The sequence below is a fragment of the Youngiibacter multivorans genome, from assembly GCF_017873395.1.
In the GTDB taxonomy this organism is placed as follows: domain Bacteria; phylum Bacillota; class Clostridia; order Clostridiales; family Clostridiaceae; genus Youngiibacter; species Youngiibacter multivorans.
On sequence record NZ_JAGGKC010000044.1, the window covers coordinates 1 to 15,693 of the forward strand.

At 40.1% G+C, this 15,693-nt stretch carries 19 protein-coding genes and 1 pseudogene; 1 reads left to right on the top strand and 19 read right to left on the bottom strand.

From position 1 onward, the window contains the following. The 11 genes and pseudogenes from J2Z34_RS16590 to J2Z34_RS16640 form a co-directional block, all read right to left on the bottom strand. A partial coding sequence (locus J2Z34_RS16590; RefSeq protein WP_209460990.1) for a flavin reductase family protein occupies nt 1-260 on the bottom strand: 260 nt, incomplete at its 3' end. A gap of 67 nt (nt 261-327) precedes the next feature. Then, nucleotides 328-750, bottom strand: coding sequence for a MaoC family dehydratase (locus J2Z34_RS16595; RefSeq protein ID WP_209460991.1), 423 nt, complete (start codon nt 748-750; stop codon nt 328-330). Between the two features lie 13 nt (nt 751-763). Continuing rightward, nucleotides 764-994, bottom strand: a pseudogene (locus J2Z34_RS18015) (SDR family oxidoreductase); the annotation flags it as partial. Between the two features lie 191 nt (nt 995-1,185). Further along, complete coding sequence (locus tag J2Z34_RS16605) at nt 1,186-2,763, bottom strand: acyl CoA:acetate/3-ketoacid CoA transferase (RefSeq protein ID WP_245250889.1); 1,578 nt, start codon at nt 2,761-2,763, stop codon at nt 1,186-1,188. Nucleotides 2,764-3,409: 646 nt separating this feature from the next. Beyond that, nucleotides 3,410-3,898 carry a nuclear transport factor 2 family protein gene (locus tag J2Z34_RS16610; protein WP_209460992.1) on the bottom strand — a complete coding sequence of 163 codons (489 nt, stop codon included), beginning with the start codon at nt 3,896-3,898 and terminating at the stop codon, nt 3,410-3,412. A 226-nt stretch (nt 3,899-4,124) separates the two neighbouring features. Beyond that, nucleotides 4,125-5,699 (bottom strand): recombinase family protein, encoded by a 1,575-nt coding sequence (locus tag J2Z34_RS16615; protein WP_209460993.1) that lies wholly within the window; start codon nt 5,697-5,699, stop codon nt 4,125-4,127. Then, a complete protein-coding gene (locus J2Z34_RS16620; protein WP_209460994.1) occupies nt 5,696-6,919 on the bottom strand; it encodes a recombinase family protein in 1,224 nt (407 codons plus the stop codon). Before J2Z34_RS16620 ends, J2Z34_RS16615 begins: the two co-directional genes overlap by 4 nt. 64 nt (nt 6,920-6,983) lie before the next feature. Next, a complete protein-coding gene (locus J2Z34_RS16625) occupies nt 6,984-7,139 on the bottom strand; it encodes an SHOCT domain-containing protein (RefSeq protein WP_023386767.1) in 156 nt (51 codons plus the stop codon). A gap of 20 nt (nt 7,140-7,159) precedes the next feature. After that, entirely contained in the window at nt 7,160-7,861 is a 702-nt protein-coding gene (locus J2Z34_RS16630) for an N-acetylmuramoyl-L-alanine amidase (RefSeq protein ID WP_209460995.1), read from the bottom strand. Further along, nucleotides 7,851-8,264, bottom strand: a complete 414-nt coding sequence (locus J2Z34_RS16635) for a phage holin family protein (protein ID WP_209460996.1) — start codon at nt 8,262-8,264, stop codon at nt 7,851-7,853. The genes J2Z34_RS16630 and J2Z34_RS16635 overlap by 11 nt, the downstream gene beginning before the upstream one ends. Before the next feature lie 63 nt (nt 8,265-8,327). Beyond that, on the bottom strand, nt 8,328-8,501 hold the full coding sequence (locus tag J2Z34_RS16640; RefSeq protein WP_209460806.1) for a hypothetical protein: 174 nt from the start codon (nt 8,499-8,501) through the stop codon (nt 8,328-8,330). A 233-nt stretch (nt 8,502-8,734) separates the two neighbouring features. On the opposite strand from J2Z34_RS16640, the gene J2Z34_RS16645 reads away from it, so the two are divergent. Then, a complete protein-coding gene (locus tag J2Z34_RS16645) occupies nt 8,735-8,950 on the top strand; it encodes a hypothetical protein (protein WP_209460997.1) in 216 nt (71 codons plus the stop codon). Between the two features lie 350 nt (nt 8,951-9,300). On the opposite strand, the gene J2Z34_RS16650 is transcribed toward J2Z34_RS16645, so the two are convergent. From J2Z34_RS16650 to J2Z34_RS16685, 8 genes are all read right to left on the bottom strand, one after another. Beyond that, entirely contained in the window at nt 9,301-9,507 is a 207-nt protein-coding gene (locus tag J2Z34_RS16650; RefSeq protein ID WP_209460998.1) for a hypothetical protein, read from the bottom strand. Nucleotides 9,508-9,564: 57 nt separating this feature from the next. After that, a complete protein-coding gene (locus tag J2Z34_RS16655; protein ID WP_209460999.1) occupies nt 9,565-9,786 on the bottom strand; it encodes a YdbC family protein in 222 nt (73 codons plus the stop codon). 86 nt (nt 9,787-9,872) lie between these two features. After that, entirely contained in the window at nt 9,873-10,070 is a 198-nt protein-coding gene (locus tag J2Z34_RS16660; RefSeq protein ID WP_209461000.1) for a hypothetical protein, read from the bottom strand. Nucleotides 10,071-10,142: 72 nt separating this feature from the next. Continuing rightward, the gene (locus tag J2Z34_RS16665; protein ID WP_209461001.1) at nt 10,143-10,760 is read right to left on the bottom strand and encodes a carbohydrate-binding protein; all 618 of its coding nucleotides are present in this window, start codon (nt 10,758-10,760) and stop codon (nt 10,143-10,145) included. A gap of 1 nt (nt 10,761) precedes the next feature. Continuing rightward, nucleotides 10,762-11,415, bottom strand: coding sequence for a DNRLRE domain-containing protein (locus J2Z34_RS16670; RefSeq protein WP_209461002.1), 654 nt, complete (start codon nt 11,413-11,415; stop codon nt 10,762-10,764). A gap of 11 nt (nt 11,416-11,426) precedes the next feature. Further along, a complete protein-coding gene (locus J2Z34_RS16675) occupies nt 11,427-13,355 on the bottom strand; it encodes a DUF859 family phage minor structural protein (RefSeq protein WP_209461003.1) in 1,929 nt (642 codons plus the stop codon). 11 nt (nt 13,356-13,366) lie between these two features. After that, nucleotides 13,367-15,115 carry a phage tail spike protein gene (locus J2Z34_RS16680; protein ID WP_209461004.1) on the bottom strand — a complete coding sequence of 583 codons (1,749 nt, stop codon included), beginning with the start codon at nt 15,113-15,115 and terminating at the stop codon, nt 13,367-13,369. Between the two features lie 11 nt (nt 15,116-15,126). Continuing rightward, the coding region (locus J2Z34_RS16685; protein WP_209461005.1) for a distal tail protein Dit at nt 15,127-15,693 on the bottom strand (567 nt) is incomplete at its 5' end.

The window sequence follows — 15,693 nt, forward strand, 5'->3', positions numbered from 1 at the left end:
GTAGGCATATTAATAACAAACTCACCTGTTTGCTCGATATTATTGCATGTGTCTTTACGTATACCCTCTGTTGTCTGATTTATCGATAACATTACATATGGAGGATCGAAGGTCAAATTCATATACTGACTATAAGGGGCTAAATTAGATTTTCCATCTTTGCTCATAGTGGATACCCATGCGATAGGTCTTGGAACCGATATGGATTTGAAGGGTCCCATTGGTAGGCCGTGGTTGTCTAGTGCTGGATCATAATTCATAATTCTTATCTCCTTCTATTTTTACTTAATTTCGATACTTGGTACCTTTTATGTTATTTTTACATTTCTACTGTGTGATAATTTTAATAGTCGCCTCACCATCAACAACAATTTTTCCTTCTTGATTTTGGCAATAAGCTCGATATTTTATAATTTTCTTCTCAGGAATCATTTCTGTAACCTCTACAATTGCAGAAATAGTATCCCCAATTCTAACAGGAGCTGTAAATTTCTGAGTATGTCCAATGTAAATTGCGCCACCTCCAAAGAAGCTAGCTCCAGCTTGCCCCAACAAACTAGCGATAAACATTCCATGAACTATCCGGCCTTGGAACATAGTAGTTTTAGCATAAACTTCATTCATATGGACAGGATTGAAGTCACCACTAATGCCGGCAAACATAATAACATCAGTTTCTGTTATAGTCTTAGTAAAAACATTTTTATCACCTAGTTTGAACTCATCATATTTTTTTATTTCATACGCCATTCTCAAGTCCTCCTTAATAATTATGTTGTACCCAACCACCATTTACGTTTATTGTCTGGCCACTTATATAAGATGCATCGTCAGATGAAAGAAATACACCTGTTTTCGCTACTTCTTTTGGATCACCTCCTCGAGCTAATGGAATCTGTGCTACCATCGTCTTCTGAATGTCCTCTGGGATTGCGGTAGCCATCTCAGTAAGCATAAAGCCAGGCGCAATAGCATTTACATTAATGTTCTTTCTTCCTAGTTCCTTTAGCGAGTGTTTTAGTCATCCCGATTACACCAGCTTTTGAAGCGGAGTAATTTGTCTGCCTTAAATTTCCTATTCACCTGCTATTGAACTTATGTTTACGATTTTGCCATAGTTTTGCTGTGTAAAGTACTTTGCAACTTATTGAGTGCAAATAAACATAGATTTTAAGTTTATATTCATTACTGAATCCCACTTTTCTTCACATCCAGAATTTGCTTTAAACCACCCCATTTTGCATTAAATATTGCGCTGTCCATTTCCTTAAGGTTTGGAGATATTTTCGGTTTGAAGTCCATTAATCCTAGAATATCTTTTGTGAGATCAACACCTGGGGCGATTTCAATTAGCGTCATTTCACCGTTTTCCAGAGTAAACACAGCTCTTTCAGTAATGTAAAGTACTGGTTGATTAATGCTATTTGCAAATGATCCACTGAAGGTGATTTGGTCAACCTCATTAATAAATTTCTTGCTTTTTCCTTCATTCAGAATGTTCAACTTTCCACTTACAACTTCAATTACAAGTCCTCCGGCAGTAAAGGTGCCACAGAAGATCACTTTCTTTGAATTCTGAGTAATATTTATAAAACCTCCTGGGCCCATTACTTTCGGCCCAAATTTGCTTACATTAACATTCCCAGAAATATCTGTCTGTGCGAGCCCTAGGAAAGCTGCGTCAAGACCCCCACCATCATAGAAGTCAAACATCGAATCCATTTCAATCATAGAATCAGCATTGTATGCGGCTCCAAAATCCAACCCTCCTCCAGGTACTCCTCCAATCAATCCTAACTCAGTTGTCAAAGTCATCATGTCACTAACACCTTCTTCAGCAGCAACCGAAGCAACTCCATCAGGCATTCCTACGCCCAAATTAATTACGGTATTTGGAGCAAGTTCCATTGTTGCACGTCTGGCGATTATTTTTCGTTCATCCAAGGGTAATGGCTCAATTGAATGTAAAGGTATTTTTATTTCTCCTGCAAAGGACGGATTATAGTATGTACCCATTGTTTGCAGATGGTTTTCAGGTCTAGCCACTACAACATAGTCCACCATAATACCTGGAACTCTAATGTCCTTAGGATTTAGACTATTAGCTTTTGCAATGTTCTCAACTTGTGCAATAACTATACCTCCAGCATTTTTTACAGCTGTAGCTAAAGCTAATTGTTCAGTTAATCCAGCTTCTCTTGTAAAGGAAAGATTCCCTTTCTCATCAGCAACAGATGCCTTAAGTAAAGCGATATCAACCGGTACACTCTTGTAGAGAAGGTACTCTTCTCCTTCAATTTCGATTACTTTTACCATGTCATCTTTAGTTTGGGGTGTTATTTTCCCACCTTCAATTCTTGGATCAGCATATGTGCCAAGCCCTACCTTAGTAATAACACCAGGCTTTTTACTTGCCATAGCCCTAAACATGTGAGAAACAACACCTTGAGGAAATAGATAACATTCGATTTTCTGTTCCTCAACCAACTTAGCCATTCTTGGAGCAGCGCCGGTATGAGCACAAACAAGTTTTTTTACTAGCCCTTCATAACCAAGATGATGTGTACCTTTGTCTTTCCAGTTACCCGATGCTGAACTATGGACTATTGTCAAATTACGTGGGCTTCCGGTGTTCAAGAATCGCTTCTCTATTGCCATAGATACTTCTTCTGGCCATCCTATCAACCCTAGACAAGCTGCGCCTATTGTTGCGCCATCGTGAATCAATAGTGCCGCCGAATCGGCGTCAATAATTTTCGTCATGTTTATCACTCCTTTCACATAGAGTAATAGCAAGAAGCATGCCATAACGTTTTCAGTGCCAAAACACATGAATTTATGTGTTAAAGGGACAATTTTGTCCTAAAATTGAGACAGGTTTAGTTGGCTGAGAAATATTGTGTCCTTTTATTAGGACTCTTAATATTCCATATATTTTGGCCTAAAAGCCTAATCAATATATTTATGATATTTTTTTACTATTTTTTAATAATCATAAAACCATGCAGTATTTTAGCCTCGTGGTTTTGTGTTTAAAAAATTTATATTTGTTTTACTTATCATGGGATAAAAGCCAAGGTGTTTCATTATGTTTCACTCTAAAAAATCTTTACACTCTAATTAAATGAGGCTTCTCCTTTTTCATCATTTGCTAGCATTTTGAATAAGTAGTCAATATTTACATATTCATACACACCAAATTATTATCATTATGGAGTTGCAGCTTGAGATATTCTTTTGATTGTACTTAGTGAATCTCTCCATTTCACGAAGTTTTGTTGTTACATAACGCAAAAAGAAATAGCTCGAAAAGCTTTCTATATCGCTTTTCGAGCTATTTCTTTTATACAGTATATACTGTTGACTCGACAGAATATTCTGGTCCCAATATTATTTCTCTACAAATAAGCTATTTTGAAAATTGTTTGTTTAAGAAATTGGTATCGTAGTATTCTTCGAAGGATTTAACTTTACCGTTCTCAAATTTGAATACTTGCAAATACTTCCCATTGTATTTCAAATGAACATTGCCAAAGGTTTCTGTTGTATCTGCATCGATATCACTCCTGGCTTTAGTGATTATTACATTGGGATCTTCTCCTGGAATTATCTCATCAATTGTCCAATCAAACTTACCTTTCATATCAAATATCGGATCCCAAAATGACTTTACTGCATCCCAACCAGATAATTCTACTTGCCTGCATACTGCAACATCATCAGCAACAAACGGTGTAATCACAGCAGGTTCGGCTTCTACCCATAGGCTATAGAACTTCTCTTTATCCTTTAAGTATAAAGAAAAGAACTCAATGATAGTCTCAATGTTCTTAAGCGCAGTTTCATTAGTACTGTTTATAGGTGGATTGACAACTACATTCTTTATTATCTGTGCCATTCTCTTCCTCCCCAAACGGTATAAATTTTACCCTACAGCATCTGTCGCGCCAATAGCAATTTCTAATGTAAATGTTATCATAAACATGTTCTACTTTCAACTCAAGTACAATTTGCTGCAATATGAAATACTGCGATTTGTTTCGGCTACAATTTCATTTTTCAAGCCAATTGTATTTCCAAATCTCTTCTGTATTTCAAACCACAAAGGATTAACTAACCAAGTATCAAAATATTTTACCCTGAAGACTAAACTCAAATTCTCCGGTTGGTTGAACCACTACACCGTCTACCAGAGACAACCACAGCTCCTCATCGAACGATGTTATGATGCTTTCCTGCTCCCCGATTCTTCTTATCAACTCTTCTATGCCACGTCTCTTTGTACTTGCTTCGTCCCTCTGTTGGCCTATTGTGTTTAGATCTGCCTTTGTAGATTCATGCCTCTTTAGTAACTCATTGTACTTTGTCTTGTACTCTTCCTGATCACATGCAACCAAGGCGTTGTCTTTTACACATTTTTCAATGAGATTCTCAACGATAATGATTTCATTTTGGAGGTACATCTCCTCCTCAATTAGCTTGTTTGAATCGAAGATCTCATGTGAAATCAATCTTAGATCTGAGATGACCTTGTCCTTGTTAAGTAGTATTTTGTTCAGCTCCTCAATAAATGAATTTTTCAAATTCTCCTCATAAATATGTGGGGTGCTGCATTTCTCCTCATCTTGATACTTGTGATTGCATTGCCAAATTAGCCGTCGATACTTGCTGTTTGAGTGCCAGACTTTACTCCCATAATAGCTGCCACATTGACCACATTTTATTCTACCTGAGAAGCAACTTACTCCTGTCTTATACCCGTTATGTTTCTTCCGGAGTTTTAGTTCGTATTGTACCTGTTCAAACACATCCGAACTCACTATGCTTGGATGGCTGTTCTCAACATAGTACATGGGGATCTCCCCTTCATTCTTCTTCTTTTTCTTGGTTAGAAAGTCCACTGTGAAGGCTTTTTGAAGTATTGCGTCTCCCTTGTATTTTTCATTTGTGAGAATACTTCTAACAGTGCTTATAGGCCATATTTCTTTGCCTCCAGGAGAAGGGATCTTTTTATCAGTTAGTATCTTTGCTATTCCGCTTGGAGTCTTGCCTTCAAGAAAAAGTCTGTAGATCCTTCTGACCACTTGAGCTTCTTCCTCGACAATCTTTGGAAGATTATCCTCACCCTTTTCATAGCCTAAAAATTGACCGTAAGGTAAGTTCACTTTACCTTCTGCGAATCTCTTTCTTTGGCCCCAAGTTACATTTTCACTAATGCTTCGCGATTCCTCTTGCGCAAGGCTGGACATTATCGTAATGAGCAACTCTCCCTTGCTATCTAATGTATAAATGTTCTCCTTCTCGAAATAGACCTCTACCCCCTGTTCCTTAAGTTTTCTAACCGTGGTCAGAGTGTCTACAGTGTTCCTTGCGAATCTTGATACGGACTTAGTAATTATCAGGTCAATCTTCCCATCTAACGCATCACGGACCATTCGATTGAAGCCGTCTCTCTTTTTCGTGCTCGTCGCTGAAATACCTTCATCGGCATAAACCTCGACATACTCCCACTCCGACTTTGATTTAATGAATTGCGCGTAGTAGTTCCTTTGCACTTCAAAACTCGATAACTGTTCCTCGTTATCTGTTGATACCCTGGCGTAGGCTGCGACTCGCCTCTTAGATGTCCAATTGTTTGAAGATATATCACTAAACTTCTTTGCTGCAGGAATAACCGTAATTGCCTTCGCTAAGCTCATTCACAACCCTCCCCAAGGTATATGCTCTTTCCACTTACCAAGTTAATCGTTCCGGATCCATCTGAATTAATTAGTACTGTCTGTATCTGTTTTCTGATCAAATCTTTGTCCAAGAAGTCAATCCTAAGAGTGCTCTTCAGTAGCTCTATTAACCTACTTTCTCTTACATATTTCGAACTGCAAGCATCCTTACCATAGTCGATGACGCTTCCACAGACTAGATATACTCTTCCATGATTATGTTTTCTTCTGTAGTATTTCCCGCATTCTGTGCATTTGACTAAACCTCTAAGCGGACTCCGAGTTACTTTTTTGCTAGCTACTCCCGCGGTCTTTTCCTTCAAAATCTTATTCGCTTCATCAAAGATTTCTCTGGATACTAAGGCAGGATGTGAGTTCCTTACATAGTACTGGGGTAATGCTCCATTGTTGTTTATCAGTTTCTTCTCTAAATGGTTTGACACATATCTTTTTTGAAGGAGTGAATCTCCAACGTATTTCTCATTCTTAATGATCTTCATTACTTTAGCCGAAGTCCAAACACCGCCACGAGGCCTCTTAACATCTCGAGTTCTAAGGTCATTGGCTATCCTAGTTGCACCAATCCCACTAATATAGTCATTGAAGATCTGTCTAACAATCTGAGCTTCAAATTCATTAATTGAAATGGACCTGCCTGAAATATCATAGCCGTACATAAACCGTAAGTTTATGGATTCACCTTCTGCATAGCTTTTCCTTACTCGCCACTTGCAGTTCTCGCTTACAGATAAACTTTCTGCTTGAGCAAAAGAAGCGAGGATAGTTAGCATTAGCTCACCATCCCCGCTTATTGAATGAATATTTTCTTTTTCAAAGTACACATCAATGTTAAGTGCTTTAAGTTCTCTTACAACCTCAAGCATTGTCAGGGTATTTCTAGCAAACCTTGAGACTGATTTTGTGATTATCAGATCAATCTTGCCTTCTCTGCAGTCACTAAGCATATTCTGAAACTCTTCCCTGGTATCCTTAGTGCCTGTCTTAGCTTCATCTGCATATATTCTTACAAATTCCCACTCAGGATTCCTTTGAATCAAATCACTGAAGTAGCTTATCTGAGCAGAAAGTGACTGGTGCATTGAGTCCTTGTCTGATGACACTCTCGCATATGCAGCAACCTTCTTCTTATAAAGTTTGGATGGTGCTGAAGCCTTGATTACTCTTATGATTCGGGTCATCTGATCTCCTCCTTTCAGCACCAATGTTAACTCTCATCTTGATACATAGCAACTACATATACCGCTATAAACTGCCAATCATCGGTTTATATCTAGCAATAAGTAAGTTGTTTATTTTACGAAAATCCTCGTTATTTATAATATTTTGATTGAGGATTGATTTAGCTACAGCCTTAGAAATTCGATAATCCTTCTCTCGTTCAAACTGTTCTTTTGTCATATGTTTCTCCTTACAACCCATTAATCATATTTTATGAAGCTTCCAAATCCAGCACTCTTGAGCTTAGACACAAGCTCCTCAGCGTTCTCCTTTTCTTTGAACGCACCAGCCTGGACCCGATACAGCTTGCCTTCAGTAATCTGCACCTTCTTTGGTATTCCAAATGTTTTAACGAGTGCCTCAACATAAGCCCTTGCTATCTTTTCCTTGTTGTCTATGATCCATTTTGCTGTGGTAGGGTTATCGTGGAAGTCAGTCTCTGCGAGAACTGCTGTTATCCCTATCTTGTTAGGATTCCTTACCTCAGCTAGCCCATAGCCAGCATAAAGCTCCATTCCATTCTTAACTGCAGTGTCTCTGTTTGACCGTATCGGGCAGATAGCATTAAGCTCTCTGACAATGTTTCTAGCCAGTTCCTTGCTGCCATCACTGTTAGGATGATAGAAGGCTACAGCACCGCTGGCTTTTCCCTTTCCACCTGCATTCGAGTGAATGGCCAAGTAGACATCGCAGCCCTTGTCCTTGGCTTCCTTTGGCCTTCCTGAAGCGTTTATTGTTAGATTTGTAGTAGCAACTACAGTCTCACACTCATATTCTGAATCCAGGATTTGCTTGATCTTAGCTGCTACTTCCTCCATCTCACTCTTCTCATTTGTATTGCCCACAACATATTTATTGTCAGGCTGATTGCTCGGTGACAGGTATATTCTCTTAATTCCCATCTTTGTCTCCCCCTTCGTTAAGCTGCTGCAGGACATTTCTTAGTTTTTCGGGAATTGGCAGACCTAATCTTGTAGCATTCTCCAAGATGCTTATTCCCTCATTAGAAATGTAGAAGAATATGACTGCTGTCCTTATTACTCCAACTTTTCCCAGAATATTGATGTCTATTATGTTTCCAAGCGCTACGAGTGAGAAAATCACGACCTTCCTGAATATTCCCTTTCCCCCAATATCACTGGAGATCTTACGGTCAAGGATTGCGCACATTACACCAGTAATGTAGTCAATTGTTACGACAACTACCAAGGCATACAGAAACCCATCAAATCCTCCCATAAACCATCCCAACCACCCTCCTATTGCCGCAAAGGCATACTGTATGCTATTCCAAACTTCTTTCATTCACTGTTCCTCCTTATTTTCTGCATAATAAAACGCCTTGGTTTTCCAAGACGATTTCATCGTTTAGTTCAAGTATCTGCTTTTTTCAAGATCCTTAAGATTAACATCCGTCATACTTAGTTTTTCACCGCATTTACATTTACCAGAGTACTCCCTGAACGTTACACAATCATCCATTGTAATCCGATAATCGTGCAGGACCTGTTTCTTACCGCAACCGCATTCTACAACTACCACATTATCCCCTCCTAAGCTTATTATGCTGAGAAGATTAGTATTTAAACAATAATATCTTATTTCCTTCTCATTTCTATTAAGTCAAACAAAGAAATTAAATCTCATGATATCATTTTTACAGATATGATTTTATTTGGATTGTGATTTATCGTCATAACATATATGTCTAAACTTGCAATTATTTGAATATGTAGTATATTAAAAGTATTAATAATTATAGTAGGAGGATATTGATGGAAGTCGCTTTCGGATTCGTCGGGTTAATAGCTATCATAGTAATAGTTGTTGTGTTTGCTGGTGCAAATGCAGCTGAAAAGGGAAAGCATAGCAATAAAGTTTCAGGTGTTTTATTTTATGCTTTATTTAGGTTAGCTATGCCAATTTTGATTTCAGTACTTGTATTGGCTGGTATTGCACTATTTTTTTCAATGGGAATCTTTTTCACATAAACTACTATCGCAAAAGCTTTTCCTTATAAAGCTATCCTTTGATGGAAAAACTTTTACACACTACCTTCAACTGCTGTTCCTCCATATTTTTGTGCAAAATTAAGCGCCTTGGTTTTCCAAGACGCTCTTGCCGTTTAGTTCAAGTAAACACTTTTCTATAGGGCTTCCAGATTCACATCAGTCATACTAAGATTCTCACTGTATTTGTATTTTCTGGAATACACTCTGAACGTTATACATTCATCCAGAGTAATTCGAGAATCATGTAATACCTGCTTCTTCACTCAACAACATTCTACTACTGCAATTCCTATCTCCTCCCAAGCTTATATTACTGAGAAGATTAGCTTCTAAACATAAATATCAGGTTCACTTAACATTTCTTTTAAGATTTCTTTCTGAAGTCCATGATCACGAGTATCAGGGATATCCATTATAGACTCGTCTCCACAATTGAAACAGGACATGTGGTACTTTCTCATGAGTTTTTTCTTCTCACAGACTAGATCGTAGTCCAGGGCTAGGAGTTCTCCACCACAAATCAAACATTCATACAAAGCAAACACCTCCAGAATCTATATATGCTGGAGGTGCTTAAATGGCACAGTTTTAGACTACAAATCGAGTCCATTTAATATTCTCTTGAGCTCACGCATTTCATCGGTTGACAGCGTTATGCCCTTTACCATCTTTTCATCCCCTGGCGCCCACTCACGAATATCAAATTTCGCTTCTTTATCATTCCAGGATATGCTTCTTACCTCTTTGGTCCAGCCTGATTTGCTTGTGGATAACACTCCATATTTTGCAGCTACATCGTATTTTATTTCAGTCATATTAGGTCTCCTTCACTTTTTGTTTATAGGTTGTACAGGTACCACTTCATGGTGTCCCTCTCATACTTCATTTTTACAGTCGTTGGTCAATCTTCCACCACAGCATCACAAAGATAGGTGTACATTATGTTTCCTGCTAACTTCTCAGTCTTTTTGTCTCTGATTTTCTTTATTGATCCTTTCATGTACTCGTCATTTATCATGAACCTGAATGTTACAGGCCTCGGTGGTTCTCCTGGTTTGCTGTATGCTAGTGTCTCAACTTCTAAGAGATTGGTCTGCATTCTTATCACTCCCTCTTTCCTTGTGTAATCATTATAGAACATATGTTCTTTAGAATAAAGAGGGAATTTGGGCTAAACTACATTAACCTGCTGCCATCCTGCAGGATATGCTTCCGGACTCCATACATTTCCATCAATGAGTGACTCATACATTAAACCATTGAATGTTACTCTATCTCCTGTGTTATAGGCATCGTGGCTGCCTGTTGGTTGGATCCATTCTGGAATCACACCTTCTGGCACAATCTTCCTAAATAGAGCTGGAGTGGCATCAGGAGTCCAATCTGCCTGTGATGTGTGACCTGGTGCAATAACTTCATAAAGATTACTCTCATACTTCACAATAGTACCTGCAGAGTAGTCAATCACCGGTTCCCATTCAGGATAGATCTCCATGAGCTCAAGCATCTGCTCAGCTGTTAACTCAGTCTCCAGGAGCGTTTCCTTGTACTTAATATTTAGATTCACCACTTCTTCCTTTTGAATGTTGACTCGTAAAACCTCAGCTGTCAGTTCTATTATCTTCTCTTCAGGAAGTAGGTCTTCTTCAAGCAGATCTACCAGACTCTCAATGACCGTTCTTAATTCCTCAGTCGCTTTCTGAATCACAATCTCCTTGGAAACTGTAGCCTTGAAGTACCTGATCTGATAGCTGTCGTCATATTTATATATGGTAATGTGACTTATCATTTCATCCTCCATACTTTACTTCTCGCCAGATATCCCCAACATTAATGTAAGCTTGAACCACCTGCCGCCACGTGTCACTGATATTCACATACATGGCTGAAGGCTGCCTCCAAACGTCACCTACATTTAACTGGAATGCCGGTACCTCACTGTAATCAACATAGAGCCTCGGATTATATACATTATTTGGTGCAGCACTTTCCTGTGTTCTGAAATAGGCCATGGTTGCGGTGCTTGATAGAACCTTGATTCCATACTTACCTGCTCCGCCTTCATACCAGGCCTTCACAATATTAGTTACAGGTACTGCCACATCAACATTAAGCGTGGTTCCTGTGCTCACCGAGCTGTCCCCATCACCTGCAGCTGACGGCATGTTGTTCCAGGTTATTGTGGTTGCGCCCCATGCTGCAAGCCATCTCTGCGCATAGATTGTCGCTGCTCCAGACTCAAGACTATAAACCCTGAGATACAGAGTCGCTGAGTTTATCCTGCAGTTTGCAGGGATAGAGCTTAGGTCCCAATTGAGGGCCATTATTCTAGCTGTGGTGCTTGTCTGCCTTAAAGTGTTACTTGTTGCAGTTCGGTAGACGCTGTTAGGTCCATCCTGAAGGCAGTTATTGTCTACATTAGCGTTTATTGTTACTGTTCCCATGATTCTTCTCCTTACACATACTTAAGGTACACAGTTCCTGTAGGTACTGTGCTTGCTGTAGGCGGAGTTCCGGTACCAGAAATGATTCCAGCAACCTTTGGAGTAGTGCCACTAACATAGTCAGAAAGGGAAATTGAAGTATTATCATGGGCATGGGATACTGCAGCATCAGAGGTGTATATCCTTGTCCATGATGCAGCCACATTTCCATCTGTAGTCCTACCAAAGAAGGCATTGCCTGTGCCGCTGTAGTCTATCCAGATACCGCCCCAACCCTTGGCCATGTCTCTTGAGGCAATCTTGATGAAGTAGCCATAATTAGATACTGGAGGAGCTCCAACCGAAGTGTGGGTAACGAACCCACAATACCCATTAGGAAGGTCACCCCAGGCTGATGCTGATGATAGAGTTACCAGAGGAGATAACGTCCTTCCGATTAGTGTCGCAGCTCCTGATACGAAACTACTCTCGAGTATTGTTCCCTTGTAGTATGCATCTCCTCCTATATCCAAGGCACCTTGCTCCCAGACCTTACCAACCCCTATTCCAGTCTTACTCCAGGACATTGCTACTTCACCTGTAGAAAGAACGTAGCCAGCAGTCACTGAGTTGAATTTATCGCTTACCGTTAAAAGGAGATCATAGCTGATGGTCGCCGTATATGTGCCATAGACAGGAGAAACACTTAATGAAGTAGTCCCGACTGCTAGGCTGGTACTTATGTGGGTGGTAGTCCAGGTACCGCTGCTTCTAAGCTTTGATTTTATTGAGTAGGTTATCTGATTCTTGCTGTTTAGACTGCTAATTGTTGCAGCTGCGGTGTATTTTCCATATGTACCAAGAGGCGAAGCATTGCCTCCACTATCACTTCTAAACGCAGAGAAAGCGGAAATTTCAGGAGCATTGTACGTTAATAACGTACATGTTACAGTCTTTGAAGTGCTTGTTCTCCCACGGCTGTCAGTTACTGTTGCTGTCGCTACAAAGGATCCGGTCGAGGTTATTGCTCCCGTGGTTCCTACAACACTTGAAGTATTGGTGTATGTAACAGAGTTGAAGACCACTTTGTATGAGGAGACCGAGCTGGACTTCACCCCTGCAGCTCCATTAATGGTGAATTGAATCCTACTCAGAGTTTGAGCAAAGATGTTTGAACCAAGTGCTAGGTTTGCAACTGAAGCTACTGTCTCAGCAGCTGTTACGCTCGAGAGTGTTGGAATGATGTCCGAACCAACATTGGCAGTAGCAGAAGCGCTCTGAGTGCTTCCAATCTGGGATCCGTTAAGCTTTGTAGTCACATAGGCTGTAGCTGTCGTAGAGACTGCTGATGGGATTGTTGCATAAATCTCATCGAGCTGAGCAGCTGAAAAAGTGCAACTATCCTGCGCCAAGTCACCGGTAGTCTCAATTACTGTGCCACCAATGTTAATCTGGAAAGTGTTTGTGAAACTTGCTGAATACCTTGGAGCTGTTACTGTCACGCCGGATCCAATGGTGAATTCTGGGAATGAAGTTATAAGGCTCGCCCTTGGTATGGTAGTCAGCGACCAGTTGTAGCTAGCCACCGCTCCATCATAAAGTGAGCTAGGTCCGTTTATGTCAAAGCCTGATGAAACCGCGATTACCAGTGTTCCATCTGAGTTATGCGATATGTCTGCAGTGTATGTTCCAAGCTCCACAACCTGCTGGTTTCTGAAATCCATGGATCTAGTATCATAGAATACATTGGATCCATTTATCTTTATCCAGCAGCTGTTGCCTGTAGTACTTGATGAATATGCCTGGTAGGTATCGGAGGATGAGTAAGCCCACTGCCTTAATGTAATGTTTGAAGTATTGTTCTGGATGCTCTGTGAGTTTATGGTGAGATCCAAGTAAAGATGGTAAGTGTGGTTCACATACGGACTGCTAAGAGTTCCTGTTAATCTTATGTCTGGCATATCTTCACCTCCTACCCAATCCACCTGACCAGAGTAATATTCGCATCATACTTTTCTACCTTATGATTTCCAACAACCATTGAATCCAGCACCTGCACTGATTTGATATACATTATCTGTCCATTGATGTAAGCAACTATAGCTTCTCCATCTTTGAAGTTCATCTGCTGATTGGTGATGTTTATCTTAAGGTTGCTGTTATTGTCCCCAATGGTTAATCCGGTAATGTCATCGAATTTAAAGTACTGATTGATATCCTCGACAGTGCTCAAATCAGCCTTCCCATTTAGCGCCTGCTCTATTGATGTTCCAGCATAGCTAATATCACTATTTGTTACCCTTCCAGCTCCTAGGCTGAAAGTACCATCAGCAAGGTTAATCCAGCTGGATCCATTCGCTGATTGAAGTATTCCCGTCTTTACAATATTTGCACTAAGCTCACCTGTAGTAATGAAGGATGCGCTTATCCTTCCATCATTGGTTATCGCGATTGGAAAGCTACCATTGATTCCTGATGAACTGTAACCAAGCCCATTGATGTTCCATCGCCATATCTTCTGAGCTGTTGCTGGATCATCAGTATCCATGATTAGGATTTCGCCATTGCGCTTTAGTACATAACCTCCAAGGGCAGTCGTGAGAAGTGTGGTAGCGTTTAGTATTGCTGCATTTAAGTCCGAATTATTTCTCTCTACAGTCTGGGCCAAGGCTTTTTGAACGTCAGAGATTTTGGAAATGCTTCCTGACATTCTTTCCTTGAAGTCTCCGATCTCAATCTTTGAAGTCCTGCCAAGAAGCAGGTCTTTCTCAATGCTTATTACTCTTGATTTGTGGTCAATACCCAGGTCTAGATGCCTGCAAATTACTGTATCACCAAGCTCCACCTTAACCAAGTTCTTGAAATTCTTGTATTCCTCGGTGTTTTCCAGGTTAAACATATCAACTTTGATGTTAGTGACTGGAAGGTCGCACTTTGTATCGATGAAGTAGGAAGTGGCAGCCTCTCTAAGCTGTGTAAACGCCTCTTCTTCAGTTGTTTCCTCGCCTATACCGATATCGAACTCTACTTCCTTAATCCTTGGAAATACGTAGGAGCTAACATATGGACTATCAACATACACTTCGGGAAGCTCCAATCCGTCTTTACCTTTTGGCCTAATCCTGGTTACTAAAGCATCGTAGTCTTCTGTTACTTCCACATCCAGAATGTTCTTCCTGTATGAGATTGTTACTCCATTGTCCTGGCCTCTTTGACTCAGTATCGAGATTAGCCAACCGTCTAGCTTTAGTTCTCCATTCCACTTGGATATAATACTGTCGCTCCCTATTATGCAATCAACAATGTTCCTATTTATGAAGTACTGAGTCGCAGGTGTTGAAATATCTGAGAAAGCTGTAAATGGATGCAAATAAATAGCTGCCCCAAGAACATCTTCCAGGGCAGCTTGAGCTCCTTTGTTTGTGGGTCTGATATCCCTTACTTCGTTGTAGACCAAATCCCAGAATACATGACGTGTATATACATAAAGGCTTGTCATACCTTTCCGGGTCTTATATATCCTGAAGGGCTGGCCATCAGCATGAATTATCCTTCCTTCTATGATCTCTTTCCATTTCCCTGTCTGGTCATAAATAGCTTCAAATTCTGCACTAAAAAGACCGTTTAAGACTTCCTTAGAGGTAGCCTTAATCAAGTTATTCAGTATAGTAATCCCATTGGAAGTGAAGGTTGTTGCATCTTTTTCAAATAGTCTGATCAAACCTCCACCTCCTACAGATTTCGCCAGTTGGGCACTAGCTCAAGCTTTGTTACTATTCCGGTCCAAGAGATTGAGTTTGTGCCAGGATAAAGTATTGGAAACTCTCCCTGCATATCGTTATTCTTTCCAATCAGATCCTTGTAAGCTTCTTCGATTTCGCTGTTCAGGGTCACATATTCCGTAACATTACTCAGAATCACATTAGCTAAATTCACAGTCAGGTTAATACTTCCAGAGCCAAACACAGTGATTATTGGCCTGGATGTTGCTATTCCTAAATTCAATATGTTTCCTGGTACAGTTATGGTCTGGAGTGTCAATCCACTCTCCTGGTAACCGTATGGCTGGCAGACAAACTTTAACTTTGCTGTTCTTAGATATAGGAGCTTCTTGAAGTCAATTGGCCCACTTAGCCTTGCCTTGTAGAAAACATCAGGATCACTTGATAGTACCAAGTTCCCACTTCCTCGTAACCATGACTTTATAGCATTAAGCTGATCTATGTCCTTAAGCGTTATCTCAATCTCTTTTTCAATAGGAGCTAAGCTTCCGTGCTCCTGGAACAAATAACCATCCCT

What these genes read in the sequence shown, in the direction of transcription:
- J2Z34_RS16675 (WP_209461003.1), bottom strand. Translation starts at nt 13,355, where the DNA reads ATGCCAGACATAAGATTAACAGGAACTCTTAGCAGTCCGTATGTGAAC.
- J2Z34_RS16610 (WP_209460992.1), bottom strand. Translation starts at nt 3,898, where the DNA reads ATGGCACAGATAATAAAGAATGTAGTTGTCAATCCACCTATAAACAGT.
- J2Z34_RS16620 (WP_209460994.1), bottom strand. Translation starts at nt 6,919, where the DNA reads ATGACCCGAATCATAAGAGTAATCAAGGCTTCAGCACCATCCAAACTT.
- J2Z34_RS16670 (WP_209461002.1), bottom strand. Translation starts at nt 11,415, where the DNA reads ATGGGAACAGTAACAATAAACGCTAATGTAGACAATAACTGCCTTCAG.
- J2Z34_RS16645 (WP_209460997.1), top strand. Translation starts at nt 8,735, where the DNA reads ATGGAAGTCGCTTTCGGATTCGTCGGGTTAATAGCTATCATAGTAATA.
- J2Z34_RS16605 (WP_245250889.1), bottom strand. Translation starts at nt 2,763, where the DNA reads ATGACGAAAATTATTGACGCCGATTCGGCGGCACTATTGATTCACGAT.
- J2Z34_RS16615 (WP_209460993.1), bottom strand. Translation starts at nt 5,699, where the DNA reads ATGAGCTTAGCGAAGGCAATTACGGTTATTCCTGCAGCAAAGAAGTTT.
- J2Z34_RS16660 (WP_209461000.1), bottom strand. Translation starts at nt 10,070, where the DNA reads ATGCAGACCAATCTCTTAGAAGTTGAGACACTAGCATACAGCAAACCA.
- J2Z34_RS16625 (WP_023386767.1), bottom strand. Translation starts at nt 7,139, where the DNA reads ATGACAAAAGAACAGTTTGAACGAGAGAAGGATTATCGAATTTCTAAG.
- J2Z34_RS16630 (WP_209460995.1), bottom strand. Translation starts at nt 7,861, where the DNA reads ATGGGAATTAAGAGAATATACCTGTCACCGAGCAATCAGCCTGACAAT.
- J2Z34_RS16595 (WP_209460991.1), bottom strand. Translation starts at nt 750, where the DNA reads ATGGCGTATGAAATAAAAAAATATGATGAGTTCAAACTAGGTGATAAA.
- J2Z34_RS16665 (WP_209461001.1), bottom strand. Translation starts at nt 10,760, where the DNA reads ATGATAAGTCACATTACCATATATAAATATGACGACAGCTATCAGATC.
- J2Z34_RS16655 (WP_209460999.1), bottom strand. Translation starts at nt 9,786, where the DNA reads ATGACTGAAATAAAATACGATGTAGCTGCAAAATATGGAGTGTTATCC.
- J2Z34_RS16635 (WP_209460996.1), bottom strand. Translation starts at nt 8,264, where the DNA reads ATGAAAGAAGTTTGGAATAGCATACAGTATGCCTTTGCGGCAATAGGA.